This window comes from Proteus sp. G2618, assembly GCF_009915995.1.
Taxonomy (GTDB): Bacteria; Pseudomonadota; Gammaproteobacteria; order Enterobacterales; family Enterobacteriaceae; genus Proteus; species Proteus terrae.
Window position 1 is genome coordinate 130073 of the sequence record NZ_JAABNI010000005.1, and the last position, 23012, is coordinate 153084.

At 40.1% G+C, this 23012-nt stretch carries 24 protein-coding genes and 2 tRNA genes; 8 read left to right on the top strand and 18 right to left on the bottom strand.

Annotated elements, in window-relative coordinates:
- Positions 1 to 3 precede the first annotated feature (3 nt).
- The 9 genes from nusA to rlmE all read right to left on the bottom strand — a co-directional run bounded on the left by nusA (position 4) and on the right by rlmE (position 7865).
- Positions 4 to 1512, bottom strand: a complete 1509-nt coding sequence (nusA, locus tag GWJ01_RS01835) for a transcription termination factor NusA (RefSeq protein ID WP_006535691.1) — start codon at positions 1510 to 1512, stop codon at positions 4 to 6.
- A 20-nt stretch (positions 1513 to 1532) separates the two neighbouring features.
- Positions 1533 to 1985, bottom strand: coding sequence for a ribosome maturation factor RimP (gene rimP, locus GWJ01_RS01840; RefSeq protein WP_036914691.1), 453 nt, complete (start codon positions 1983 to 1985; stop codon positions 1533 to 1535).
- A gap of 202 nt (positions 1986 to 2187) precedes the next feature.
- Positions 2188 to 2264 (bottom strand) — tRNA-Met (locus GWJ01_RS01845).
- Positions 2265 to 2324: 60 nt separating this feature from the next.
- A tRNA-Leu gene (locus GWJ01_RS01850) sits at positions 2325 to 2414 on the bottom strand.
- Positions 2415 to 2472: 58 nt separating this feature from the next.
- Positions 2473 to 2817: a preprotein translocase subunit SecG gene (secG, locus tag GWJ01_RS01855; RefSeq protein WP_036939352.1), complete on the bottom strand. Its 345-nt coding sequence runs from the start codon at positions 2815 to 2817 to the stop codon at positions 2473 to 2475.
- 165 nt (positions 2818 to 2982) lie between these two features.
- Complete coding sequence (gene glmM / locus GWJ01_RS01860) at positions 2983 to 4320, bottom strand: phosphoglucosamine mutase (protein ID WP_075673622.1); 1338 nt, start codon at positions 4318 to 4320, stop codon at positions 2983 to 2985.
- Positions 4317 to 5159 carry a dihydropteroate synthase gene (gene folP, locus GWJ01_RS01865; RefSeq protein WP_109394671.1) on the bottom strand — a complete coding sequence of 281 codons (843 nt, stop codon included), beginning with the start codon at positions 5157 to 5159 and terminating at the stop codon, positions 4317 to 4319. The genes glmM and folP overlap by 4 nt, the downstream gene beginning before the upstream one ends.
- Before the next feature lie 82 nt (positions 5160 to 5241).
- Positions 5242 to 7188 (bottom strand): ATP-dependent zinc metalloprotease FtsH, encoded by a 1947-nt coding sequence (ftsH, locus tag GWJ01_RS01870; RefSeq protein ID WP_075673624.1) that lies wholly within the window; start codon positions 7186 to 7188, stop codon positions 5242 to 5244.
- 47 nt (positions 7189 to 7235) lie between these two features.
- Positions 7236 to 7865 carry a 23S rRNA (uridine(2552)-2'-O)-methyltransferase RlmE gene (gene rlmE, locus GWJ01_RS01875; protein WP_098941358.1) on the bottom strand — a complete coding sequence of 210 codons (630 nt, stop codon included), beginning with the start codon at positions 7863 to 7865 and terminating at the stop codon, positions 7236 to 7238.
- A 145-nt stretch (positions 7866 to 8010) separates the two neighbouring features.
- Between rlmE and yhbY the strand changes: the two genes are divergently transcribed.
- The gene (yhbY, locus tag GWJ01_RS01880; protein WP_036914752.1) at positions 8011 to 8304 is read left to right on the top strand and encodes a ribosome assembly RNA-binding protein YhbY; all 294 of its coding nucleotides are present in this window, start codon (positions 8011 to 8013) and stop codon (positions 8302 to 8304) included.
- A gap of 121 nt (positions 8305 to 8425) precedes the next feature.
- Here yhbY and greA read toward each other — a convergent pair whose 3' ends face one another.
- Complete coding sequence (gene greA / locus GWJ01_RS01885; RefSeq protein ID WP_069369849.1) at positions 8426 to 8902, bottom strand: transcription elongation factor GreA; 477 nt, start codon at positions 8900 to 8902, stop codon at positions 8426 to 8428.
- Positions 8903 to 9311: 409 nt separating this feature from the next.
- Between greA and dacB the strand changes: the two genes are divergently transcribed.
- Positions 9312 to 10754, top strand: coding sequence for a serine-type D-Ala-D-Ala carboxypeptidase (gene dacB, locus GWJ01_RS01890; protein ID WP_161710631.1), 1443 nt, complete (start codon positions 9312 to 9314; stop codon positions 10752 to 10754).
- An 86-nt stretch (positions 10755 to 10840) separates the two neighbouring features.
- On the opposite strand, the gene cgtA is transcribed toward dacB, so the two are convergent.
- From cgtA to rplU, 3 genes are all read right to left on the bottom strand, one after another.
- The gene (gene cgtA / locus GWJ01_RS01895; protein ID WP_109401976.1) at positions 10841 to 12013 is read right to left on the bottom strand and encodes an Obg family GTPase CgtA; all 1173 of its coding nucleotides are present in this window, start codon (positions 12011 to 12013) and stop codon (positions 10841 to 10843) included.
- A gap of 130 nt (positions 12014 to 12143) precedes the next feature.
- The gene (rpmA, locus tag GWJ01_RS01900; protein WP_006535706.1) at positions 12144 to 12401 is read right to left on the bottom strand and encodes a 50S ribosomal protein L27; all 258 of its coding nucleotides are present in this window, start codon (positions 12399 to 12401) and stop codon (positions 12144 to 12146) included.
- Positions 12402 to 12420: 19 nt separating this feature from the next.
- On the bottom strand, positions 12421 to 12729 hold the full coding sequence (gene rplU, locus GWJ01_RS01905; protein WP_006535707.1) for a 50S ribosomal protein L21: 309 nt from the start codon (positions 12727 to 12729) through the stop codon (positions 12421 to 12423).
- Between the two features lie 262 nt (positions 12730 to 12991).
- On the opposite strand from rplU, the gene ispB reads away from it, so the two are divergent.
- The gene (gene ispB / locus GWJ01_RS01910) at positions 12992 to 13963 is read left to right on the top strand and encodes an octaprenyl diphosphate synthase (protein ID WP_075672813.1); all 972 of its coding nucleotides are present in this window, start codon (positions 12992 to 12994) and stop codon (positions 13961 to 13963) included.
- A gap of 49 nt (positions 13964 to 14012) precedes the next feature.
- On the opposite strand, the gene GWJ01_RS01915 is transcribed toward ispB, so the two are convergent.
- Both GWJ01_RS01915 and GWJ01_RS01920 read right to left on the bottom strand, forming a co-directional pair.
- Positions 14013 to 14429, bottom strand: coding sequence for a DNA-binding protein (locus GWJ01_RS01915; RefSeq protein WP_023583583.1), 417 nt, complete (start codon positions 14427 to 14429; stop codon positions 14013 to 14015).
- Between the two features lie 82 nt (positions 14430 to 14511).
- Positions 14512 to 14862: a DNA-binding protein gene (locus GWJ01_RS01920; RefSeq protein WP_098941361.1), complete on the bottom strand. Its 351-nt coding sequence runs from the start codon at positions 14860 to 14862 to the stop codon at positions 14512 to 14514.
- 186 nt (positions 14863 to 15048) lie between these two features.
- Here GWJ01_RS01920 and GWJ01_RS01925 point away from each other — a divergent pair, with 186 nt between their 5' ends.
- A complete protein-coding gene (locus GWJ01_RS01925) occupies positions 15049 to 15315 on the top strand; it encodes a helix-turn-helix domain-containing protein (protein ID WP_075672811.1) in 267 nt (88 codons plus the stop codon).
- Positions 15316 to 15417: 102 nt separating this feature from the next.
- Here GWJ01_RS01925 and mdh read toward each other — a convergent pair whose 3' ends face one another.
- On the bottom strand, positions 15418 to 16356 hold the full coding sequence (mdh, locus tag GWJ01_RS01930) for a malate dehydrogenase (RefSeq protein ID WP_088493988.1): 939 nt from the start codon (positions 16354 to 16356) through the stop codon (positions 15418 to 15420).
- A gap of 448 nt (positions 16357 to 16804) precedes the next feature.
- Between mdh and argR the strand changes: the two genes are divergently transcribed.
- The gene (gene argR / locus GWJ01_RS01935; RefSeq protein WP_006535714.1) at positions 16805 to 17275 is read left to right on the top strand and encodes a transcriptional regulator ArgR; all 471 of its coding nucleotides are present in this window, start codon (positions 16805 to 16807) and stop codon (positions 17273 to 17275) included.
- Between the two features lie 58 nt (positions 17276 to 17333).
- Here the strand turns inward: argR and mpl are convergent, their stop codons facing one another.
- Positions 17334 to 18713: a UDP-N-acetylmuramate:L-alanyl-gamma-D-glutamyl-meso-diaminopimelate ligase gene (mpl, locus tag GWJ01_RS01940; RefSeq protein ID WP_161710632.1), complete on the bottom strand. Its 1380-nt coding sequence runs from the start codon at positions 18711 to 18713 to the stop codon at positions 17334 to 17336.
- Between the two features lie 165 nt (positions 18714 to 18878).
- Here mpl and fbp point away from each other — a divergent pair, with 165 nt between their 5' ends.
- The 3 genes from fbp (at position 18879) to GWJ01_RS01955 (ending at position 22572) form a co-directional block, all read left to right on the top strand.
- Positions 18879 to 19886: a class 1 fructose-bisphosphatase gene (fbp, locus tag GWJ01_RS01945; RefSeq protein WP_109394679.1), complete on the top strand. Its 1008-nt coding sequence runs from the start codon at positions 18879 to 18881 to the stop codon at positions 19884 to 19886.
- A 199-nt stretch (positions 19887 to 20085) separates the two neighbouring features.
- Complete coding sequence (gene ppa, locus GWJ01_RS01950) at positions 20086 to 20613, top strand: inorganic diphosphatase (RefSeq protein ID WP_098941362.1); 528 nt, start codon at positions 20086 to 20088, stop codon at positions 20611 to 20613.
- A gap of 330 nt (positions 20614 to 20943) precedes the next feature.
- Complete coding sequence (locus GWJ01_RS01955) at positions 20944 to 22572, top strand: sulfatase family protein (RefSeq protein WP_109394683.1); 1629 nt, start codon at positions 20944 to 20946, stop codon at positions 22570 to 22572.
- A gap of 88 nt (positions 22573 to 22660) precedes the next feature.
- On the opposite strand, the gene GWJ01_RS01960 is transcribed toward GWJ01_RS01955, so the two are convergent.
- Positions 22661 to 23008: a gamma-glutamylcyclotransferase family protein gene (locus tag GWJ01_RS01960; RefSeq protein ID WP_023583593.1), complete on the bottom strand. Its 348-nt coding sequence runs from the start codon at positions 23006 to 23008 to the stop codon at positions 22661 to 22663.
- Positions 23009 to 23012 lie beyond the last annotated feature (4 nt).

A 23012-nucleotide genomic window follows, 5' to 3' on the forward strand; every position in this document is an offset into this window, starting at 1 on the left:
TTGTTACGCATCATTCCCAAACCAGCAGATATTACGTGCGGCCATAATGAGTTCGCCTGCGCGCTCACTATTTAAACCTTCAATATCAGTTAGGTCGTCGATACCCTGTTCGGCAAGATCTTCCAGTGTGCAGATACCACGGGCAGCTAGATCAAATGCTAAAGAGCGCTCCAATCCTTCGAGAGCTAATAAGTCCTCGGCTGGTTGGTTATCGCCTAGGCTTTCTTTTTGGGCCAATTCAATCGTTGTTAACGCGGCTTTTGCTCTTTCACGTAGAGCTTCAACGGTATCTTCATCTAGTCCGTCAATAGCCAGCAGTTCACTGATTGGCACATAAACTAACTCTTCAAGGGTAGAGAAACCTTCTTCAACTAAAACAGTTGCGAAGTCTTCATCAATGTCGAGATGCTTAGTAAATATTTCAATGGCTGCGTTTGCTTCTGCCTGATGTTTTGCATTCAGTTCATCAGCAGTCATGACGTTTAATTCCCACTTGTCATCACCACGATGTTTTTTCAGTAACTGTGCTGCCAGACGAACGTTCTGACCATTACGGCCGATTGCCTGCGCAAGGTTACTGCTTTCAACTGCAACATCCATTGTACATTTGTCTTCATCGACAACAATAGAAGCAACATCTGCCGGAGCCATTGCATTAATGACGAATTGTGCAGGATTATCATCCCACAGAACAATATCAATTCGCTCGCCGCCCAATTCGCTGGAAACGGCTTGTACACGTGCACCTCGCATACCAACACAAGCGCCCACAGGGTCAATACGCTTGTCGTTAGTTTTTACTGCGATTTTGGCACGAGAACCTGGATCACGCGCTGCAGCTTTAATTTCAATGATTTCTTCGCCAATTTCTGGTACTTCAATACGGAAAAGTTCAACCAGCATTTCAGGGCGAGAGCGTGTCACGAAAAGTTGTGCACCACGAGTTTCTGTACGTACATCGTATAAAACACCGCGTAAACGGTCACCTGGACGGAAGTTTTCACGTGGCAACATATCTTCACGTAAAATAACCGCTTCAGCGTTATTGCCTAAATCTAAAGTGATATTTTCGCGGTTCACTTTCTTCACAACACCCGTGATAATTTCGCCTAATTGTTCGCGGAATTGATCAACAACCATTGCTCTTTCAGCTTCACGTACTTTTTGTACGATAACTTGTTTAGCAGTTTGTGTTGTAATACGGTCGAAAGTAACAGATTCGATTTGATCTTCAATATAACCACCTAGTTCGATACTAGGATCTTCATATTGAGCAGCTTCAAGTGTGATTTCACGAGTTGGTTGAGTCACTTCATCAACGGCAACCCAACGACGGAATGTATCAAAATCACCGGTTTTACGGTCGATACATACGCGAACATCAATTTCTTGCTCGTATTTTTTCTTAGTTGCTGTCGCTAGTGCGGTTTCCAGTGCTTCAAAAATCTTTTCACGAGGAAGAGATTTTTCGTTAGAGACCGCTTCCACAACAGCCAGAATCTCTTTGTTCATCCTAGTTGCCTCTTCAAAACTTAAAAGTGGGGTACCAGGTTAGCTTTCTGGATGTTGCTCAGTGCGAACACTTCGTCTTTACCATCCACAGTAACCGTGATCATTTCGCCAGCGACAGACTTAATAATGCCCTGCCATTTACGGCGGTTTTGCATTGCAATTCGTAATACGATAGCGGCTTCTTCGCCGATAAATTGCTCATAATGCGTTGCAGTGAATAAAGGTCGTTCTAAACCAGGAGAAGAAATCTCAAGGTTATAAACTGTTTGAATTGGATCTTCAACATCCAGCACAGCACTGACCTGGTGGCTAACATCAGCACAATCATCAACAGTGATACCGTCTTCACTATCAATATAGATGCGCAATGTTGATTCTCGGCCACGAATAAACTCAAGACCGACAAATTCAAAGCCTAATGCTTCTACTGGTGCTGAAACCATCGCTGTTAATTTTTGCTCTAATGTGGACAAACCCACCCCCAAGGCATAAAAAAAGGGCCTATAGCCCAGTATTCTATTCTCTGATAACAAAAAACCCCGAAATTCGGGGCTTTATGCAACTGGACCCTGTAACTTGCCATTCGAAAATAACCTCTTCTTACGGCACATTCCACTCAGGATCATAATCGGTTTAACAAGATGATTAATGAGAAAAGTGCTGTATTGTTAGAAGTGGTTGCGGGGGCCGGATTTGAACCGACGACCTTCGGGTTATGAGCCCGACGAGCTACCAAGCTGCTCCACCCCGCGTTCGAAAAACGTGGCAAATTTTACGCTGATAACAAGCAAAACGCAAGCTATCTGGAATAATGGTGCCGAGAACGGGACTTGAACCCGTACGCCCGTTTTATAGGCACTACCACCTCAAGGTAGCGTGTATACCAATTTCACCACCTCGGCACTTAATGAGACTGTTATTGCGTAAAAATTAACAATCTCATTTAAATCTTTACTTAGTTTACTGCGGAATATCTGTATTTGCTGGCGCTACAGGCGCTGCTAATTGCTCAGCTTTTTTAGCTTCTTCTGCAGTCTGCTCGATAGACATCCATTTGCTATCTTCACGTACAGTTTTATTGGCACTTAGATTACCTAAAATAAGGGCAAGTACAATAAAAGCTGTCGCTAAAACAGCGGTCATACGGGTCATAAAGTTAGCTGAACCGCTTGAACCAAATACTGTACCGGAAGCACCTGCACCAAAAGAAGCGCCCATATCAGCACCTTTACCCTGCTGTAACAGGATCAGACCAACTAGCCCTGTTGCTACAATGATAAGAATAACAATGAGTGCCGTATACATTTGCGTTACCTTTTCTATGGAACTTATCGTCTTAACGATAACCTTCGATTGCTTCACCCGCTTTAGTTCAAGACCTTACTAAGCGGGTGTGAATACTAACCAAAGCTGAACTGACAAGCAAGGTTATTTTTCTACAAAGTGATTGATTGAAGAAAAAATCATCAATTAACCAACGTGCTTTACAGCGTCAGCAATACGATTTGCCATCGCAGTGACTTGCTCTTCATTTTCACCTTCAACCATGACACGAATTAAAGGTTCTGTTCCTGATTTACGCAGTAATACACGACCTTTACCTGCCAGTTCGTCTTCAACCGCTTTCGCGACTTTCTGAACTTCAGGTGTTTGTAGTGGATCGTGGCTGCCCGTAAAACGAACATTCACTAAAATTTGTGGTAATAGTTTCATACCACTGCATAAATCATGCAGACTCATGTGATTACGTACCATTGCACTTAAAACTTGTAAACCTGCAACAATACCATCACCTGTAGTCGTTTTATCTAATAAAATAATATGGCCTGAGTTTTCAGCACCTAAACGCCAGCCTTTCTCTTGTAATTTTTCAAGCACATAGCGGTCCCCCACTTTTGCTCTTACAAAAGGAATACCCAGTTGTTTAAGTGCTATCTCTAATCCCATATTGCTCATTAGAGTACCTACTGCACCACCGCGTAATTGACCTTGGCGTAACGCTTCTCTCGCAATAATGTAGAGAATTTGGTCACCATCAACTTTTAGCCCTTGATGATCAACCATGATGATACGGTCGCCGTCACCATCAAAAGCTAAACCAACATCAGCACCTTCTTCTAATACACGTTTTTGCAACATGCGAACATCTGTTGCGCCACATTCTTCGTTGATATTGATACCAGTTGGCTCACAACCAATAGTGATCACTTCAGCACCTAATTCACGAAATACGTTTGGTGCAATATGATATGTTGCGCCATGAGCACAATCGACAACCACTTTTAGACCGTTAAGATTGTTTTCATTTGGGAAAGTCCCTTTACAGAATTCAATGTAACGACCCGCAGCATCCACAATACGATTTGCACGACCAAGCTCTGCTGATTCCACACAAGTAATTGGTTTTTCCATTTCAGCTTCAATAGCTTCTTCTACTTCATCTGGTAATTTTGTGCCATCAATAGAGAAGAATTTGATCCCGTTATCGTAATAAGGGTTATGAGAAGCTGAAATCACGATCCCGGCTTCAGCACGGAATGTACGCGTTAAATAAGCAACAGCAGGTGTTGGCATTGGTCCTGTAAATGAGGCAGATAAACCTGCAGCAGCTAAACCCGCCTCTAATGCAGATTCCAGCATATAACCTGAAATACGTGTATCTTTACCAATAATGATTTTACGAGAGCCATGACGTGCTAATACTTTGCCCGCAGCCCAACCTAGTTTTAATACAAAATCAGGTGTAATTGGACTATCACCTACTTTTCCACGGATACCATCTGTTCCAAAGTATTTACGTTCGCTCATTCATTATTTTCCTTTGCAGAAAGAGTCGCTTGTACGACTTTCATCGCATCAACAGTCTCTTTAACATCGTGTACACGAATAATTTGTGCGCCTTGCATCGCTGCAATGACAGCGCATGCCACGCTACCAGCAACACGCTCTTGTGGTGGTACATTCAATAGTTGTCCTACCATTGATTTGCGTGACATTCCAGCAAGTATGGGTAGACCAAAGTGATGAAGTTCACTTAAGTGTGCTAATAATTGGTAATTATGCGCTAAATTTTTACCAAAGCCGAATCCTGGATCAAGAATAATTTGATTTTTTTCGATCCCAACATCAACACAACGTTGAATATTTTCTTGTAAAAAACGATCAACATCCATCACCACATTCTCATAATGTGGTGATTGTTGCATGGTTTTAGGGTCACCCTGCATATGCATAATACATACTGGCAAACCTGTTTTAGCCGCCGCTTCAAGTGCTCCCGGCTCTTGTAAAGAGCGAATATCATTGATAATTGAAGCACCTGCATTTGCTGATTCAGTAATGACTTGAGCTTTGGATGTATCAACAGAGATCCAAATATCAAAACGTTGACGAATAGCCTCAACAACAGGAACAACACGCTGTAACTCTTCATCAATAGAGACATCGCTTGCGCCCGGTCTAGTAGATTCACCACCAATATCGATGATAGAAGCCCCTTCAGCGATTAATTTTGCTGCGTGGTTAACTGCATCATTAAGTGAATTATGAGTGCCACCATCTGAGAAAGAGTCTGGAGTGACATTCAAAATCCCCATAACTTGAGGTGTTGATAAATTAAGTTCTGTTCCTCTAGCCATTAATTTCATTTCATTGATACCTTCATAAAAAAACCCCAGAAGCCTGGGGTTTATATTTATAGCTTACTCAATATGCATAACCCAATAAGGATTAGTGAGTATTTTTATCAGAAGGTGTATCACTTTCTGACTCAGGCTTATCTTTTGGCTCACTCGCTACATGCGTTTGCGCTGGCTGGGCAGTAGTCGTTGTACCACTATTGCCATTATTGCCTTCCCAACCTGCAGGTGGACGAACATCACGACGATTCATTAAATCATCAATTTGAGGCGCATCGATAGTTTCATAAGTCATCAGTGCATCTTTCATTGAGTGCAGAATATCAAGGTTGTCCATTAAGATCTGACGAGCACGAACATAGTTACGATCAACGATAGCTTTAATTTCTTCGTCAATTGTACGCGCTGTTTCATCAGACATATGCTGCGCTTTAGCGACAGAACGACCTAAGAACACTTCACCTTCTTCTTCTGCGTACAGTAATGGCCCTAATTTTTCAGAGAAGCCCCACTGTGTCACCATGTTACGTGCAATATTGGTTGCAACTTTGATGTCATTAGAAGCACCTGTAGAAACATGCTCTACACCATAGATAATTTCTTCAGCTAAACGACCACCGTAAAGTGTCGAAATCTGGCTCTCTAATTTCTGACGACTCGCACTAATTTGGTCACCTTCAGGTAAGAAGAAAGTCACACCTAATGCACGTCCACGAGGAATAATCGTCACTTTATGCACAGGATCATGTTCAGGTACTAAACGACCAATAATTGCGTGACCAGCTTCATGATAAGCGGTTGATGCTTTTTGCTCTTCAGTCATCACCATTGAACGGCGCTCTGCGCCCATCATTATCTTATCTTTCGCTTTCTCAAATTCGACCATTGAGACAACACGTTTATTACCACGTGCAGCGAATAAAGCTGCTTCGTTAACTAAGTTAGCTAAGTCAGCACCAGAGAAACCTGGCGTACCACGAGCTAAAATTGCTGGATCAACGTCTGGTGATAAAGGTACACGACGCATATGGACTTTAAGGATTTGCTCACGTCCACGTACATCAGGTAAACCAACAACCACTTGGCGGTCAAAACGACCTGGGCGAAGTAATGCTGGGTCTAATACGTCTGGGCGGTTAGTTGCCGCTATAACGATAATACCTTCATTACCTTCGAAACCATCCATCTCAACTAGCATTTGGTTCAGTGTTTGTTCACGTTCATCATGACCACCACCTAAACCAGCACCACGTTGACGACCAACCGCATCGATTTCATCAATAAAGATGATACAAGGTGCTGCTTTTTTAGCTTGTTCAAACATATCACGAACACGAGAAGCACCCACACCCACGAACATTTCAACGAAATCAGAACCTGAAATGGTAAAGAATGGGACTTTAGCTTCACCCGCGATGGCTTTTGCCAATAATGTTTTACCTGTACCTGGAGGCCCTACCATCAGAATACCTTTAGGGATTTTACCCCCTAATTTCTGGAAACGACCCGGATCACGCAAATACTCAACTAATTCGCTTACTTCTTCTTTCGCTTCATCACAACCCGCGACATCAGCAAAGGTTGTTTTGATTTGGTCTTCTGTCAACATGCGCGCCTTACTTTTACCGAAAGACATCGCACCTTTACCGCCACCACCTTGCATTTGGCGCATAAAGAAAATCCAAAGACCAATCAGTAATAGCATTGGGAACCAAGACACAAAAATTTGAGTCAGAAGACTTTGGCCTTCAAGTGGCTCGCCCGTTACTTTTACATTACGGTTCATTAGAGTGGTCAGCAGGTTGTCATCACGCATAGGCATATACGTGCTGTACTTTGAGTTATCTGTTTTAGTTACATTAATATCATAACCACTTATGCTGACCTCGCGTAATTGGTTATTAGTTAACTCATTGATAAAGGTAGAGTAATCCACCTTACGACTATTCGAATCGCTGGGTCCGAAGCTCTGGAATAATGACATCAAAACGACTGCAATAACTAGCCAGAGGATCAGGTTTTTCGCCATGTCACTCAAGGGATTAACCTCATATTACAACTGTGTTAACAAATAGCTTTAGGGTACTAAAGTTTACGCCCTGTGGCTACAATATATACCTCACGAGAACGAGACCGCGAAGCGTCTGGTTTACGAACTTTCACTTTCGTAAACAGGGAGCGTATTTGCCCCAGGTATTCATCAAAGCCTTCTCCCTGAAACACTTTGACAATAAAACTTCCCCCGGGAGCCAGTACATCACGACACATATCAAGCGCTAACTCTACTAAATACATGGATCGAGGGATATCGACCGCGGGCGTACCGCTCATGTTTGGAGCCATGTCAGACATGACAACCTGGACTTTGTTTTCACCTACTCTATCAAGCAATGCCTTCAACACAAGTTCATCACGAAAATCGCCTTGAAGGAAATCGACTCCAACTATAGGATCCATAGGTAAAAGGTCACATGCGATAATTCGACCTTTATTTCCTAACTGCTGTACAACATATTGAGACCACCCTCCTGGGGCTGCTCCTAAATCGACAACGGTCATACCTGGTTTAAAGATATTGTCACTTTGCTGAATTTCTTCCAGTTTAAACCAAGCACGAGAGCGAAACCCTTTTTTCTGTGCTTGCTGAACATATTTATCACTAAAATGTTCTTGTAACCAGCGGCTAGAGCTTGCCGAACGTTTCTTATTGGCCATTGCGTTTTCCAACTATCATACACTTAGCTATCAATATTTTTACTCTTTCACTCATTTAACCCCGTATTAACGACATTTTATGGTGATAAGTGAGAGATGGCGTTAGAATAGATCGTTTTCAATCCCAACAAAGCAAAAATTAATGATGACTCTTAACAAAAAACAAATTCAACACCTGAAAGGGCTCGCTCATCACCTGAATCCAGTCGTTATGATTGGTAACAACGGGCTGACTGAAGGCGTTCTTGCAGAAATTGAACTCGCTCTGGCGCACCATGAGCTTATCAAAGTCAAAATCGCAGGCGAAGATCGAGATGTTAAAAACTTGATCGTGGCAGCGATTGTACGCGAAAGCGGTGCACAGAATGTACAAGTTATCGGAAAAATTCTTGTTCTTTATCGTCCTTCAGAAGCACGTAAGATTATTTTACCGAAATAAAACTTGTATCTTTATATAAAAATGCCATAACTAACTCTATGGCAAAAAAGGCCTTTTAAGGCCTTTTTTATATTACCACAGGATAGCAGGCTAGTTTTCTATAGAAACGTAAAATTATAAATTAAATGTATTCTACGTTTAAAACTTCGTATTCGACTTGTCCACCCGGTGTAGTGATAACAACGACATCATCTAACTCTTTACCAATCAACCCACGCGCAATCGGTGAGTTAACAGAAATTAAGTTTTCTTTAATGTTAGCTTCATCATCACCAACAATGCGGTAAGTTTGCTCTTCTTCGGTTTCAACATTTAACAGCGTCACTGTTGAACCAAAAATAATTCGACCATTGTTATTCATCTTTGTAACATCAATGACTTGAGCATTTGATAATTTTGCTTCAATTTCTTGTATACGACCTTCACAGAAACCTTGTTGCTCTCTTGCAGCATGATATTCCGCGTTTTCTTTTAAGTCTCCGTGTTCACGAGCTTCAGCGATAGCGGCAATAATCTCGGGACGACGAACACCTTTTAAATATTCCAGCTCTTCGCGTAATTTTTCTGCACCTAGAACTGTCATAGGGATCTGATTCATGTGTTAATACCTCAATACTATTCCTAATAAAAAATAGGTATCATCCTGATTTTTTATACTAACAACACAGAGAAAAGGATCTATTTACTCTTCTCAAGACAAAAAAAGACACAGGCAACCTTAAATTGGGCCTGTCTCTACATATATTCGGTGAATGAGGGGACGCTATTATATTCCCAACTCATGCTGTTGGGACGTAAACTAAACCTCCCAGACTTAAAACTAAATCTAACACAACAGACGCATTGCTTCACGCCTTATCTCTCTTTATAAAGAGATAAACAGACTTTTTCCGATAATGAGCTAATCCTGCTTGTTACCGTTTACTTTTGCCCTCATTGCCCTTTAGTATTAGCCTCTGGCAATCAATACTGTAACGTTACACGCTATAGTCACGGATAGAGAAATTATGCGCTTACTATCAACATTTCGACGGATACTCTACACATTAAGTATCATCAGTTTTTCAACCCAAGCGATACCTGTTGAAAACTACACATCCCTTCTCCCCGAAGGAACTCAAGTAGGTTTAATTACTCAACCCGTTGGCGCTGCTTCTCCTAACCTTAATTATCATGCCGATCAATTAGCACTTCCAGCAAGTACTCAAAAAGTGGTGACTGCACTTGCGGCATTACTTCAATTAGGTGGAAACTATCAATTTACAACAACAATGGAAACAGAAGGTAAGATAAAAGACAATCAGCTTATTGGTGATTTGATCTTTCGTTTTACAGGCGATCCTACATTAACTCGCCAACAATTAAGAGCAATGGTTGCCGTATTAAAACAATCAGGTGTTACAAAAGTGCATGGTAATTTGCTTATTGATACTTCTGCTTTTTCAAGCCATGACAAAGCACCCGGTTGGGTTTGGAATGATCTAACTCAATGCTTTAGTGCCCCACCTAGTGCTGCTATTGTTGATAAAAACTGCTTTTCTGTCTTACTGCAAAGTGGCAAAAAAGAAGGTGATATTGCCACAATACGTAAAGCCTCTTTCTATCCTGTAACCGTTTTAAGTGAAGTTGAAACTTATGAGAAAGGCTCAACTCGTACCCGTTTTTGTGAATTAGATGTCACTGTTCGTGATTTAAATACCTATGTAATCACAGGTTGTATTCCTAAACGTGACGATGCAGTCCCTTTAATGTTCTCTATCCAAGATGGTGCTCATTGGTCTGGTACAATTTTAAAAGAAGAGTTACAGCGTGCCAATATTGAACTTGATGGATATGTCAAACGTCGATCTCAACTAAAAGCGCCAGTTACTGTACTAGCACAGACACAATCAAAACCATTACATAACTTACTGACTACCATGCTAAAAGAGTCTGACAATATGATTGCAGACACCGTATTTAGAACTATTGGCCGTGAGTATTATGGCGTTGCAGGCACTTGGCGCTCTGGCGCAGAAGCAACCCGTGCTATTTTAAAACAAAAAGCCGGTATTGATTTAGGAAATACTGTTATGGTTGATGGCTCTGGCCTTTCTCGTCATAATCTCATTTCACCTGCAACCATGATGCAAATCCTTCAATACATTGGACAACATGAAAGTGAATTAAATTTTATTACCATGCTTCCCCTTGCAGGACATGACGGTACATTACAGTATCGAGGCGGTTTTCATGAAGCGGGTGTTGATGGCAAAGTTTCTGCCAAAACAGGGTCATTAAAAGGGGTTTACAATCTTGCGGGCTTTATGACCACGGCAAACGGACAAAAAGTGGCGTTTGTACAATACGTTTCGGCGTATTCACCTCCTACACAGAATCGTAATGCTGGACGTGCTTATTTAGTGCGTTTTGAAACAAATCTGTATAAAGATATGTATAACAACCGCTAGATTTACACCTAATAATATAAGTAATAGATATGAAAAACGCCTGACTAATCAGGCGTTTTTTATTTTAATCACAATTAGAATGATGATTAGCGTTGGTAGATAAACTCAATACCTTCGTCGTCATCTTCATCCCAATCATCATCATTTTCTTCTTCGAAATCAGGGTTTTCAAGCTGTTCTTTGTGGTAATCATCCCACATAAAGTCAACTTTTCCTGGCTCTGCCTTAGTTGCAACAATATCTTGCTCACGCGGAGTAACATTCAGGAATTCCATGATATTCCAGCAAAGTTTTTTCACACCTTCCTGGTTGATGGCCGCTATCATGTAATAGTTTTCATCCCAACCCAGCGCTTCAACAATTGCTTTTGCCTTCTCTTTTGCTTCTTCAGCATCGAGAAGATCAACTTTATTGAACACTAACCAACGTGGTTTTTGTGCTAATTTTTCGCTGTATTTCTCTAATTCAGAGATAATAATTTTTGCATTTTCCACAGGATCCGATCCATCAATAGGATCAATATCGATCAAGTGTAATAATACACGACAGCGTTCTAAGTGTTTTAAGAATTGGATCCCAAGACCTGCACCATCAGCAGCGCCTTCGATTAATCCGGGAATATCTGCAACCACAAAGCTTTGGTGATTATCCATGCGCACCACGCCTAAGCTTGGTACTAATGTTGTAAATGGATAATCAGCAACTTTAGGTTTTGCTGCTGATACAGCGCGAATAAATGTGGATTTACCCGCATTCGGCATACCAAGCATCCCCACATCAGCTAATAACATTAGCTCTAATAGGACTTCGCGAGATTCACCTGGCGTTCCCATTGTACGTTGACGTGGAGCACGGTTAACCGATGATTTAAAACGAGTATTGCCTAAACCGTGGAAGCCACCTTTAGCAACCATCTGCTTTTGGCCGTGAGCAGTTAAGTCAGCAATGACTTCATTTGTTGCTAGATCACGGACACGCGTTCCGACAGGAACACTGATAGTAATATCTTGACCACGCTTACCAGTACAGTCACGACTGTGACCATTTTCACCACGTTCTGCGCGATAGGACTTTGTAAAACGGTAATCAATTAAGGTGTTAAGGTTTTCGTCTGCAATCATATAGACATCACCACCATCACCACCATCACCACCGTCTGGTCCCCCGTTAGGGATATATTTTTCGCGACGAAAGCTTACACAGCCGTTACCACCATCGCCCGCGACGATTAGGATCTTGGCCTCATCAACAAATTTCATGATTTTACTCCGTATAGTAGCCATTAACGTGCTGGATGGCCGAAATTACCCAGAGATGGCCTTTTTTAAATATAAAAAGCCCCGCAACATATTTGCAGGGCTTTTGACTCGGTGCTTAAAGGACCAGTAATTATTCAGCTTCGATGCTGATAAATTTACGGTTGTTTGGACCTTTAACTTCGAACTTAATTTTTCCGTCAGCTAATGCAAACAGGGTGTGGTCACGACCACAACCAACGTTAGTACCTGCATGGAACTTAGTACCACGTTGACGAACGATGATGCTACCTGCTAATACAGCTTCACCACCGAAACGTTTAACACCCAGACGTTTTGCTTCGGAATCACGACCGTTACGAGTCGAGCCGCCAGCCTTTTTATGTGCCATTGAACTACTCTCCTAAACCTTAAGCGATACCAGTGATTTTAACATCAGTAAACCACTGACGGTGGCCCTGTTGTTTACGGCTGTGTTTACGACGACGGAACTTAACAATCTTAACTTTATCGCCGCGACCGTGAGCAACCACTTCCGCTTTAACTTTAACGCCCGCAAGGATTGGAGCGCCAATTTGAATGTCATCGCCATTAGCGACCATCATTACAGTATCAAACTCGATTGTTTCGCCAGTAGCTACTTCCAGCTTCTCTAAACGAATAGTTTGACCTTCGCTGACTCGGTGTTGTTTACCACCACTTTGGAAAACCGCGTACATATAAACTCCGCTTTCCGCACACTCCCAATATGTATAATTTGAGTGCACAATTAAAATATTCACATAGGGCGCGAATTCTACGCAAATTTAGTGCCGATGACAAGTACAGATCGCAAACTAGCGTTAAAAAAAAGAGTTTTTTACACGATATTTATTTCAGCCATTTTTAAAGTACAATCTAAATTATAAGAGAGTAAAATCTGTGGCATGATCATTTTTATTAATAATAACGCGCTCATTGGCGAGCCAAAGTCGAAAAAACATGAATTTAGAATCTATTATAAAACTAACATCCGCTGATATGGCTGCGGTAAATGAGGCAATCCTTTACCAGCTTAATTCAGATGTTTCTTTGATAAACCAACTTGGTTACTACATCATTAGTGGTGGTGGTAAAAGGATCCGACCAATGATCGCAGTGCTCACTGGACGAGCATTGGACTATCAAGGTGACAAACATATCTCGGTCGCAGCGCTTATCGAGTTTATTCATACTGCAACGTTGTTACATGATGATGTTGTTGATGAATCTGATATGCGCAGAGGAAAACAAACGGCAAATGCTGTCTTCGGAAATGCAGCCAGTGTCCTTGTTGGCGACTTTATTTATACACGATCCTTCCAGATGATGACGGATCTTGATTCAATGCGTGTATTAAAATTAATGTCTAGCGCCACCAATGTGATCGCTGAAGGTGAAGTTTTACAATTAATGAATTGTAACGATCCTGACATTTCTGAAGATGACTATATGCAAGTTATCTACAGCAAAACAGCTCGTCTGTTTGAAGCGGCTTCTCATGCATCAGCCATTCTTTCTGGTGCGACACCTGAGCAAGAAAAAGCATTCCAAGATTATGGTCGTTATCTTGGGACTGCTTTCCAGCTCATTGACGATTTGCTTGATTATGATGCAGATAACAACCAGCTGGGTAAAAATACTGGTGATGACCTTGATGAAGGTAAACCAACGTTGCCATTACTTCATGCTATGCATAATGGCAATGAAGAAGAATCCCAATTAATTCGCCAAGCCATTGAACAAGGTAATGGCCGCCATTTATTGGATACTGTTTTAAATACTATGAAACAGTGTGGCTCTTTGGAATATACCCGTCAAAAAGCAGAAGAAGAAGCAGACAAAGCGATTGAAGCTTTATCAATTATACCTGACTCACCGTATAAAGATGCGCTTATTGGGCTTGCTCACGTCGCTGTACAACGTCAATCATAACTTTGATGTATAAACCCTCGTAGTTATGTAAAGAAGCCCGCTAGAGCGACTACGTCGATTCTGGTGGGCTTTTTAATTTATTGAGCACTTCTTCGTTTTCTCGTTCGATAGCATCCTGATTATCCGCATCAATATAGCTAATGAGCTTTGCCAGCCCTTCACGTAGTACGAATTTCACAATCTTTTCTCGTTCCGATTTTGTCAGTTGATAATAAGCTTCAACCCAAATCAAAAAAGCATCCTGACGTTTTGATAAATACTCAGCCGGAGGTTCATGTGCAGCAAGCACACTAATCACCTCATCAGGTAGACTTTTTACGGAATACTCGACAGCTTTTCCCTGCACGCCACGTTTACGACGGTTTTCCCATCCTTCACGACGCGCCATCAAGTTAACTCCCTGCGGTGAGTTAGGTAACCCCGCAAGCCCCACTAATTCTTTCGCTGTATACCATTCTTTTTTCATGATCTCATCTCACATTCAACTAAGAGGTTAGTCAGATAGATATCTGTTGCGGATAACCCAATAATAGATTCTTTAAAATCGCTTAATCATTGACGACTTTTTCTAAAAAACTTCTAATACCATCCCGCAATATCAGCTCTGTTAATGTTTTTTGTTCACCATCATTTAGTTGTTGGAATGCTTTCACCCAGATAACGAGTGGCTCCTCTTTTTTATTTAGTTTGTAATGTGCTAATGGCTCATAAAGTTCTAGAGCAATTAAAGTTTTTTCTGGTAAACAAGAATAATGATATTCAACACCACTACCTTGCTTATTTTTTACATTTTGTTTTTGCCAAGACTCTCGTCTCGCTTTCGAATTTACACCTTGTGGTGATTTAGGTAATCCACCTATACCCGTCAATTCCTTTGCCGTATACCACTCTTTTTTCATTATGTTTCTCTAAAATTGTTATCAACTTCAAAAAAGAAATTATTAAGAAAAAAATCAGAAATCTTTTTAGAAAAATAATGTTATTTTATTTTCTAAATAATCAGTTTAAATGCTTTAGGACATTTCTAATAAACTGTTATTTATACCACTAACACAGCAATCAATTTTATAGAAAAAGGATTAAAAATGATTTCAAGGAAATCTGATTGGCATCCTGCCGATATTATTGCCGCACTTAGAAAACGAGGAACAACACTTGCTGCCATCTCTCGCCAAGCAGGGTTAAGCTCTTCAACACTCGCTAATGCGCTGTCACGCCCTTGGCCTAAAGGAGAGAAAATCATTGCTGATTATCTTGGTGTAGCTCCTAGTGAAATTTGGCCTAGCCGTTATTTTCATCCTGAAACAGGAGAATTACTTGAACGAAAGATTCGTACCAAAACTAATAATTAACTAATAATTACAGATATTATAATTAATAAAAAAAACCGCTGATATAGTATCAGCGGTTTTTATTTAAATTTGCATTATTTTTATAGAAAAAAAAGTATTTCTTTATTTATTAATAAATTCTTCACCAAGAATTATATCTTTTTTCAATACATCTAACATGCCATTAAGAGATTGCTTTTCAAAATCACTTAATTTACCAATAGATAAATATTCCTCTACACCGTTTTTACCTAAAAGAATAGGTTGGGCAAAGAAACGGGCATATTCTCCGTCGCCTTCTGTATAGGTGCATTCAATAACATTTTTCTCGCCATTTAGAGCGCGAATTAATGAAAGACCAAAACGAGCGGCAGCTTGGCCCATAGATAATGTTGCGGATCCACCACCTGCTTTTGCTTCAACAACCTCAGTACCTGCGTTTTGAATGCGTTTAGTCAGTGCTGCAACTTCGTCATCAGTAAATGAAACGCCGTCAACTTGAGATAATAGAGGAAGAATAGTCACACCAGAGTGTCCACCAATCACAGGAACGTTAGTTTTTTGTGGATCTTTACCTTTTAGTTCAGCAACAAAGGTATTGGCGCGAATAATGTCGAGAGTGGTGATACCGAAAAGACGTTTTTTATCGTAAACGCCTGCTTTTTTAAGCACTTCTGCTGCGATAGCGACGGTTGTATTCACTGGGTTAGTAATGATACCGATAAGTGCTTTCGGACAATTTTGTGCAACCTTTTCAATTAAGTTACGCACGATACCTGCGTTAACATTGAAAAGATCTGAACGATCCATGCCTGGTTTACGAGCAACGCCCGCAGAAATCAGAACAACGTCAGCGCCTTTTAGCGCAGGAGAAGGATCTTCACCCGCAAAACCTTTTACAGTAACTTGAGTTGGGATATGACTTAAGTCAGCTGCGACACCCGGTGTGACGGGAGCGATATCATATAAAGAGAGTTCACTACCAGCTGGAAGCTGATTTTTAAGAAGAAGTGCCAGTGCCTGACCAATACCACCTGCTGCACCGAGAACTGCTACTTTCATTCTGATACTCCTTAGTTTACGAGATAGTGGAACGCCTTCGAGATACTCACTATTACGCAATTCACTTTTTAAAAAAACAATTATTTAACAGCAACATTGCATAATAAGGCATTTTTAGTGAAAAATAATACTTTGGTTATTCTAAACAAATTGCTTATCTGTTAATGAGATAGTGGACACCCTTTTGATAAATAATTTCAATAAATATGGCAAAGTGTTAAGTACACCATCATCCTTATGATAATCATTTAAGCTTATCATTTATTTAACAAATACTTTACTTTCTTTAAGCTATCACATTCACGTGCTGTAAATAAAATTTTTTTGCAGTACATTCTACTTTACAATTTTGAGGAGGCTATCACTCGCATTTCTTCGTCTTATGTTGCATAAAAATTCACTTCTCTGCATAATACACAGGTTATTGATAACTCACTAAAGGTGAACTATGCGCGTTCCTTCTAAGCAAGAAGACTTGGTTAAAGCGTTTAAAGCCCTGCTGAAAGAAGAAAAATTCAGTTCACAAGGCGAGATTGTGACTGCATTACAAGAGGCTGGATTTGATAATATTAATCAGTCCAAAATCTCTCGTATGCTAACAAAATTTGGTGCAGTAAGAACCCGTAACGCCAAAATGGAAATGGTCTATTGCCTTCCTACTGAGCTTGGCGTACCAACAGCAAGCAGCCCATTAAAAAATCTGGTACTCGATATCGATCATAACCATTCTGTTGTGGTGATAAGAACGAGTCCAGGTGCGGCACAACTTATTGCACGTTTATTAGACTCATTAGGCAAAGCAGAAGGTATCCTTGGCAGTATTGCAGGTGATGACACTATTTTTTCAACACCGGCACCGGGATTTTCTACGGAAGAATTACGAGACGCTATTCTGAATCTTTTTGATCAAGAATTATAATTAGCCTTTCTACAGCTTCAAAAAATAAGCCACTGAAAATTCAGTGGCTTATTTATTTTTAATACTGACTATCAGAATCTTTAGGCTGTGCTAATTTTGCGAGCAGTTTTCCATGAATACCCCCAAAACCACCATTGCTCATAATCAAAATATGATCGCCCGCTTGAGCTTCTTTCGCAATCATATCGACTAATGTATCCAGATCTGTACTCCAGCGAGCAGGTTGCACACAATGCTCTGCGATATCACTTACTAACCATTGAATATTAGGTGGCTGGAATAAAAAGACTTCATCAGCACGGCCTAATGCAGGTGCGATATCATCCTTGCTAATTCCCATTTTCATGGTATTTGAACGAGGCTCTAGCACTGCAATAATACGAGCTGTTCCACCGACTTTACTGCGTAACGCTTCAAGCGTTGCCAAAATCGCTGTGGGATGATGTGCAAAGTCATCATAAACACTGACTTGATTAACTTCACCACGTAACTCTAAGCGACGACGCGCATTAATAAATTTATCTAATGATTCACAAGCATCCGCAGGTAAAACACCAACGTGGTGCGCTGCAACAATCGCCATTAAGCCATTTTGCATGTTGTGTTCACCAGAAAGTCCCCAACACACCTCTCCGACTCGCTCACCTTTGTGGAATACCTCAAAATGACTACTGTCATTACTGAGTTTTTTAGCTTGCCAATCTCCAGTTTCACCTGTGAATTCTTGTTCACTCCAACATCCCATTCCAATGGTCTGTTTTAAATTCATATCGTTATCAGGCATGATGATTTTTCCAGTACCCGGGACGATACGAACTAAATGATGAAATTGTTTTTGAATTGCCGCTAAATCATCAAAAATATCAGCGTGATCGAATTCAAGATTATTTAAAATCAATGTGCGTGGAGAGTAATGAACAAATTTAGAGCGTTTATCAAAAAAAGCACTGTCATATTCATCTGCTTCAATCACAAAGAAAGGGCTTTCACCTAACTGTGCAGATACTTGGAAGTTACCCGGTACACCACCAATTAAAAATCCCGGTTTATAACCACAGTCTTCTAAAACCCAAGCCAGCATACCCGCTGTTGTTGTCTTGCCATGAGTTCCGGCAACGGCTAACACCCAGCGTTCAGGTAAAATATAATCATGTAACCACTGAGGGCCAGAGGTATAAGGCAAACCTTTTTCAAGTACAGCTTCAACACAAGGATTTCCTCGTGTCATCGCATTACCAATAATCACCATGTCAGGGGCAGGTTCTAATTGTTTTGGGTCATATCCCTCAATCAGTTCAATTCCCTGATTTTCTAATAAAGTACTCATGGGTGGATAGACATTAGCGTCTGAGCCTGTGACTTTATGTCCCTTTGCTCTAGCGAGAATGGCAAGACTTCCCATAAAGGTGCCACAAATACCAAGAATATGAATGTGCATGAATTTCTGTCCAATAGCATGAAGTTGGTCACTATTCTAACGATCAAAAAGCAGATAAGAAACGGATTAACCTTTGAATCATCCGATTCTTTGGCTAAACTTGCCACCACCAAGGAGATTTTCTCTCCTTTTTTACTTTACCCACTCACATTCAGGACCTGCGTCATGAAAACATTAGGCGAATTTATCGTCGAGAAACAACAAGATTTTCCCCATGCAACTGGTGAACTTACTGCATTGCTTTCAGCAATTAAGCTTGGGGCTAAAATTATCCACCGTGATATTAACAAAGCTGGGTTAGTCGATATTCTTGGTACTAACGGTGTTTCTAATGTTCAAGGTGAAGCCCAGATGAAACTGGATCTTTACGCGAATGAGAAACTAAAAGCTGCATTAAAAGCGCGTGGTGAAGTTGCGGGTATCGGATCAGAAGAAGAAGATGATATTGTTATCTTTGAAGGTGATCGTGCTGAAAATGCTAAGTATGTTGTACTAATGGATCCTTTAGACGGTTCGTCGAATATTGATGTAAACGTTTCCGTCGGAACAATTTTCTCTATTTACCACCGTATTACACCAATTGGTCAATCTGTCACTTTAGATGACTTCTTACAACCAGGTCATCGTCAAGTAGCAGCAGGCTATGTTGTTTATGGCTCATCAACCATGTTAGTTTATACAACAGGTTGTGGTGTTCATGCCTTTACTTACGATCCATCTTTAGGTGTATTCTGTTTATCTCATGAAAGCGTACATTTTCCACCAACAGGAAATATGTACTCAATCAATGAAGGTAACTACATCAAATTCCCATTAGGCGTAAAAAAATATATTAAGTATTGCCAAGAACAAGACGCAGCAACAAATCGCCCTTATACCACACGCTATATTGGTTCTTTAGTTGCTGATTTTCACCGCAACTTACTGAAGGGGGGGATTTATATTTATCCAAGTACTGCAAGTCACCCTACTGGTAAATTACGTTTACTCTATGAATGCAATCCAATGGCGTTCTTAGCCGAACAAGCTGGCGGTAAAGCAAGTAACGGTAAAGAGCGTATTCTAGATATCGAACCAACAGAACTTCACCAACGTATGCCTTTCTTCGTAGGCACTAAATCGATGGTTGAACAAGCTGAAAGCTTTATGGCGCAATATCCAGACGAAGAATAATCCATTCGTTTGGCACTAACATAGATAAACCGGACTTCTTATTCGTCCGGTTTTTTCATCTTTGAAAATAGTGCTTCCTTTTATTTACTGCTTATTTTTACGTCAGAACTCAACATGTTCGGCAAAAAACGGGTATTGTTAAAAACTTTTCGCTATACTACAGGCCACGTAAAATTAATTTTTTTATAGGAAATTTTTTATGAGCCTGAATCATGTTCCTGCTGGTAAAGAACTACCAGAAGATATCTATGTTGTTATTGAAATCCCAGCAAATGCTGATCCTATCAAATACGAAGTTGATAAAGAAAGTGGCGCACTGTTTGTTGACCGTTTTATGTCAACTGCAATGTTCTACCCATGCAACTACGGTTACATCAACAACACGTTATCTTTAGATGGTGACCCAGTAGACGTTCTGGTTCCAACTCCATATCCATTACAACCAGGTTCAGTTATCCGTTGCCGCCCTGTTGGCGTACTGAAAATGACTGACGAATCAGGTGAAGATGCGAAACTAGTTGCAGTACCACACACTAAACTGAGCAAAGAATACGATCACATTAAAGATGTGAACGATCTGCCAGAACTGTTAAAAGCACAGATCAAACATTTCTTTGAACACTACAAAGATTTAGAAGCTGGCAAATGGGTTAAAGTTGACGGTTGGGAAGGCGTAGAAGCCGCTAAAGCTGAAATTCTGTCTTCTTTCGAACGCGCTAAAAAATAATCCTTTAGTAAATCAAGATATTACAAGGCAAATAACACCCTAGTATTAGGTTTATTTGCCTTTTATTTCTTCATCTTTTAGCTCCCTATTTTCAGTTAAAAAGTGTGCCTTTAAATTTAATAAATTAAAATCCACTTTCTTCCCTACTTGTTCTCACATCTTATGTTCTCTTTTGTTCATCATAGATAAATTACCCTCTTTAAATCACAAATATTAACTTTCGCATACTTTCAAAAACACCTTCGATTGGTTTCATGTGATCAATTCAAAAGAAATTGAAGATTTTTTAATCTATGTTACTACCATATCTAATGAATAAGAGAGGTTAAAATGTCTATAACACGTCGAGATTTGTTAAAGGGTGCTGCCGTGGGTGCGACAGGATTATCACTGGTTTCACCACTGTCTGCATTATCCTCATCAACAAAAGAGTATATAACCCCATTAAATACACCTAAAAACCCTAAGAATATTTTAATTATTACCGCAGACCAATTAGCAAAGCGAGGTATCTCTGCTTATGGCAACAAAGAGGTAAAAACTCCCGTTATCGACTCGATTTTAAATACGGGAACAAGTTTCCATAATGCGTATTGTGCTTATCCCTTATGTGCTCCTTCAAGGGCTTGTTTTTGGACTGGAAAATTACCACACCAGACAGGCATTATTTCCAATGACAGTCCAAACATACCAGAAACAATGTCCACATTAGGAACGTTGTTTTCACAAGTGGGATATGAGTGTAAACATTTTGGAAAACAGCATGATTATGGCTCATTAGAAGGATTTGATTGTGCACCTCAAATAGAAAAAGAATTTAATGCTCACCCCGCCTTTCCTGTTGATTATGATACGAAAGAAGATGTGTATTGTTTAGAAGAAAGCCTGAAATATATCAATTCACTCCCCAAAAGAGAGGAAAAAAAGCCATTTTTATTAGCCGTTGAATTTAATAATCCACACAATATAAATGGATGGACAGGAAATTTTGCGGGTGAGCATGGTGACATCGAAAATATCGGACAATTGCCACCTTTACTTGATAACTTTGACACTGCCGATGACCTTAAAAATAGACCTAAAGCTATTCAATACGCTTGCTGTACACATAACAGAGTTATGCAATCAGGGAAATGGAATGAGAGAAATTTCCAGCAATATCTCAAAGCCTATTACTATTTTACTGAATTGGTAGATAGTTATATAGGACAAGTTATCAATGCATTAAAAGAGAGTGGGTATTGGGAAGATACGCTTATTGTCTTCTTCTCTGACCATGGTGATGCAATGGGAGCACATCGATTAGTCGCTAAAATGAATTGGTTTTATGAAGAATCGACAAATGTGCCTTTTGCATTTTCAGGCCCGGGTATTCAATCTGGCGCTTTAAAACATGAATTAACATCCCTTTGTGATTTATTACCCACTCTCTGTGATTATATCGGAATTGATTACCCTAAAAATATTTATGGTCGCTCTCTGTACCCATTATTAACCGGAAAGACAGTGAAAGAATGGAGAAATAGTGTCATTTGTCACTGGAATACTGACCGAAATGTCGATGTCCAACCAGCTAGAATGTTAAGAACAGAAAACTTTAAATATATTATTTACAAAGAAGATGAAGAAGAAGAACTCTACGATATGGTTAATGATCGAGGTGAAACCCAAAACCTCAGTCACCATCCTGATTATCAACAAATAAAAAAAGAATTACGGATCAAATTAGACAATGAAATCCGAAATAATTCAGATCCTTTTTATATTCAAGAAGTAATTATTAATAAAAAATGGCGTAGCCATGAAGTGGGATATCAACACCATACAGGTGAAACAAGTATTCAAGTTTATCAGAAAAAAATTAGACCATTATTGGCTGAAAATGAAATAGATAAAGCGAGACGAATGCGACTTAATTTATATAAAGAAGCACGCCTCTCTTATATCTGTGAAAAATAAACATTTAGTTATTTCTCATATAAAAACGGCTCGATATCACTATCAAGCCGTTTTCAGACACCTTTCAGTAAGAGGTAAATTTAACCGATTACTCTTCTTCGTGACGTTTTAGCCAGTCACCGCATTTTATTTCACGTAAACCATCAACAGGCTTTTGATAAAGATAGATCCAAGCACTACCATAAGGCGTTGAAATCAGTTGGCGCTTGTAATCCTGATCGTTCTTTTTCAATTCATCGAGCTCTGTCAAGATAGAAGGCGTTATTCGATAGACTTCGCACTCTATCTCCCCTTCACCTTCAATAACTGCAGGATAAAACCCTAAATCATAGAGTTTATATCCCACTAACTTATGCTCACCTAAAAGCTGTGCATAGGTCATCCAGTGATGGTTACCTTGGTTTTGCCGTAAACTACCATAAACAATAATTCGCATATAA

Excerpts from the sequence above, each read along its gene's own strand:
- nusA (WP_006535691.1), bottom strand. The coding sequence starts at position 1,512 with ATGAACAAAGAGATTCTGGCTGTTGTGGAAGCGGTCTCTAACGAAAAA.
- secG (WP_036939352.1), bottom strand. The coding sequence starts at position 2,817 with ATGTATACGGCACTCATTGTTATTCTTATCATTGTAGCAACAGGGCTA.
- glmM (WP_075673622.1), bottom strand. The coding sequence starts at position 4,320 with ATGAGCGAACGTAAATACTTTGGAACAGATGGTATCCGTGGAAAAGTA.
- folP (WP_109394671.1), bottom strand. The coding sequence starts at position 5,159 with ATGAAATTAATGGCTAGAGGAACAGAACTTAATTTATCAACACCTCAA.
- rlmE (WP_098941358.1), bottom strand. The coding sequence starts at position 7,865 with ATGGCCAATAAGAAACGTTCGGCAAGCTCTAGCCGCTGGTTACAAGAA.
- yhbY (WP_036914752.1), top strand. The coding sequence starts at position 8,011 with ATGACTCTTAACAAAAAACAAATTCAACACCTGAAAGGGCTCGCTCAT.
- greA (WP_069369849.1), bottom strand. The coding sequence starts at position 8,902 with ATGAATCAGATCCCTATGACAGTTCTAGGTGCAGAAAAATTACGCGAA.
- dacB (WP_161710631.1), top strand. The coding sequence starts at position 9,312 with ATGCGCTTACTATCAACATTTCGACGGATACTCTACACATTAAGTATC.
- cgtA (WP_109401976.1), bottom strand. The coding sequence starts at position 12,013 with ATGAAATTTGTTGATGAGGCCAAGATCCTAATCGTCGCGGGCGATGGT.
- rpmA (WP_006535706.1), bottom strand. The coding sequence starts at position 12,401 with ATGGCACATAAAAAGGCTGGCGGCTCGACTCGTAACGGTCGTGATTCC.
- rplU (WP_006535707.1), bottom strand. The coding sequence starts at position 12,729 with ATGTACGCGGTTTTCCAAAGTGGTGGTAAACAACACCGAGTCAGCGAA.
- ispB (WP_075672813.1), top strand. The coding sequence starts at position 12,992 with ATGAATTTAGAATCTATTATAAAACTAACATCCGCTGATATGGCTGCG.
- GWJ01_RS01915 (WP_023583583.1), bottom strand. The coding sequence starts at position 14,429 with ATGAAAAAAGAATGGTATACAGCGAAAGAATTAGTGGGGCTTGCGGGG.
- GWJ01_RS01920 (WP_098941361.1), bottom strand. The coding sequence starts at position 14,862 with ATGAAAAAAGAGTGGTATACGGCAAAGGAATTGACGGGTATAGGTGGA.
- GWJ01_RS01925 (WP_075672811.1), top strand. The coding sequence starts at position 15,049 with ATGATTTCAAGGAAATCTGATTGGCATCCTGCCGATATTATTGCCGCA.
- mdh (WP_088493988.1), bottom strand. The coding sequence starts at position 16,356 with ATGAAAGTAGCAGTTCTCGGTGCAGCAGGTGGTATTGGTCAGGCACTG.
- argR (WP_006535714.1), top strand. The coding sequence starts at position 16,805 with ATGCGCGTTCCTTCTAAGCAAGAAGACTTGGTTAAAGCGTTTAAAGCC.
- mpl (WP_161710632.1), bottom strand. The coding sequence starts at position 18,713 with ATGCACATTCATATTCTTGGTATTTGTGGCACCTTTATGGGAAGTCTT.
- fbp (WP_109394679.1), top strand. The coding sequence starts at position 18,879 with ATGAAAACATTAGGCGAATTTATCGTCGAGAAACAACAAGATTTTCCC.
- ppa (WP_098941362.1), top strand. The coding sequence starts at position 20,086 with ATGAGCCTGAATCATGTTCCTGCTGGTAAAGAACTACCAGAAGATATC.
- GWJ01_RS01955 (WP_109394683.1), top strand. The coding sequence starts at position 20,944 with ATGTCTATAACACGTCGAGATTTGTTAAAGGGTGCTGCCGTGGGTGCG.
- GWJ01_RS01960 (WP_023583593.1), bottom strand. The coding sequence starts at position 23,008 with ATGCGAATTATTGTTTATGGTAGTTTACGGCAAAACCAAGGTAACCAT.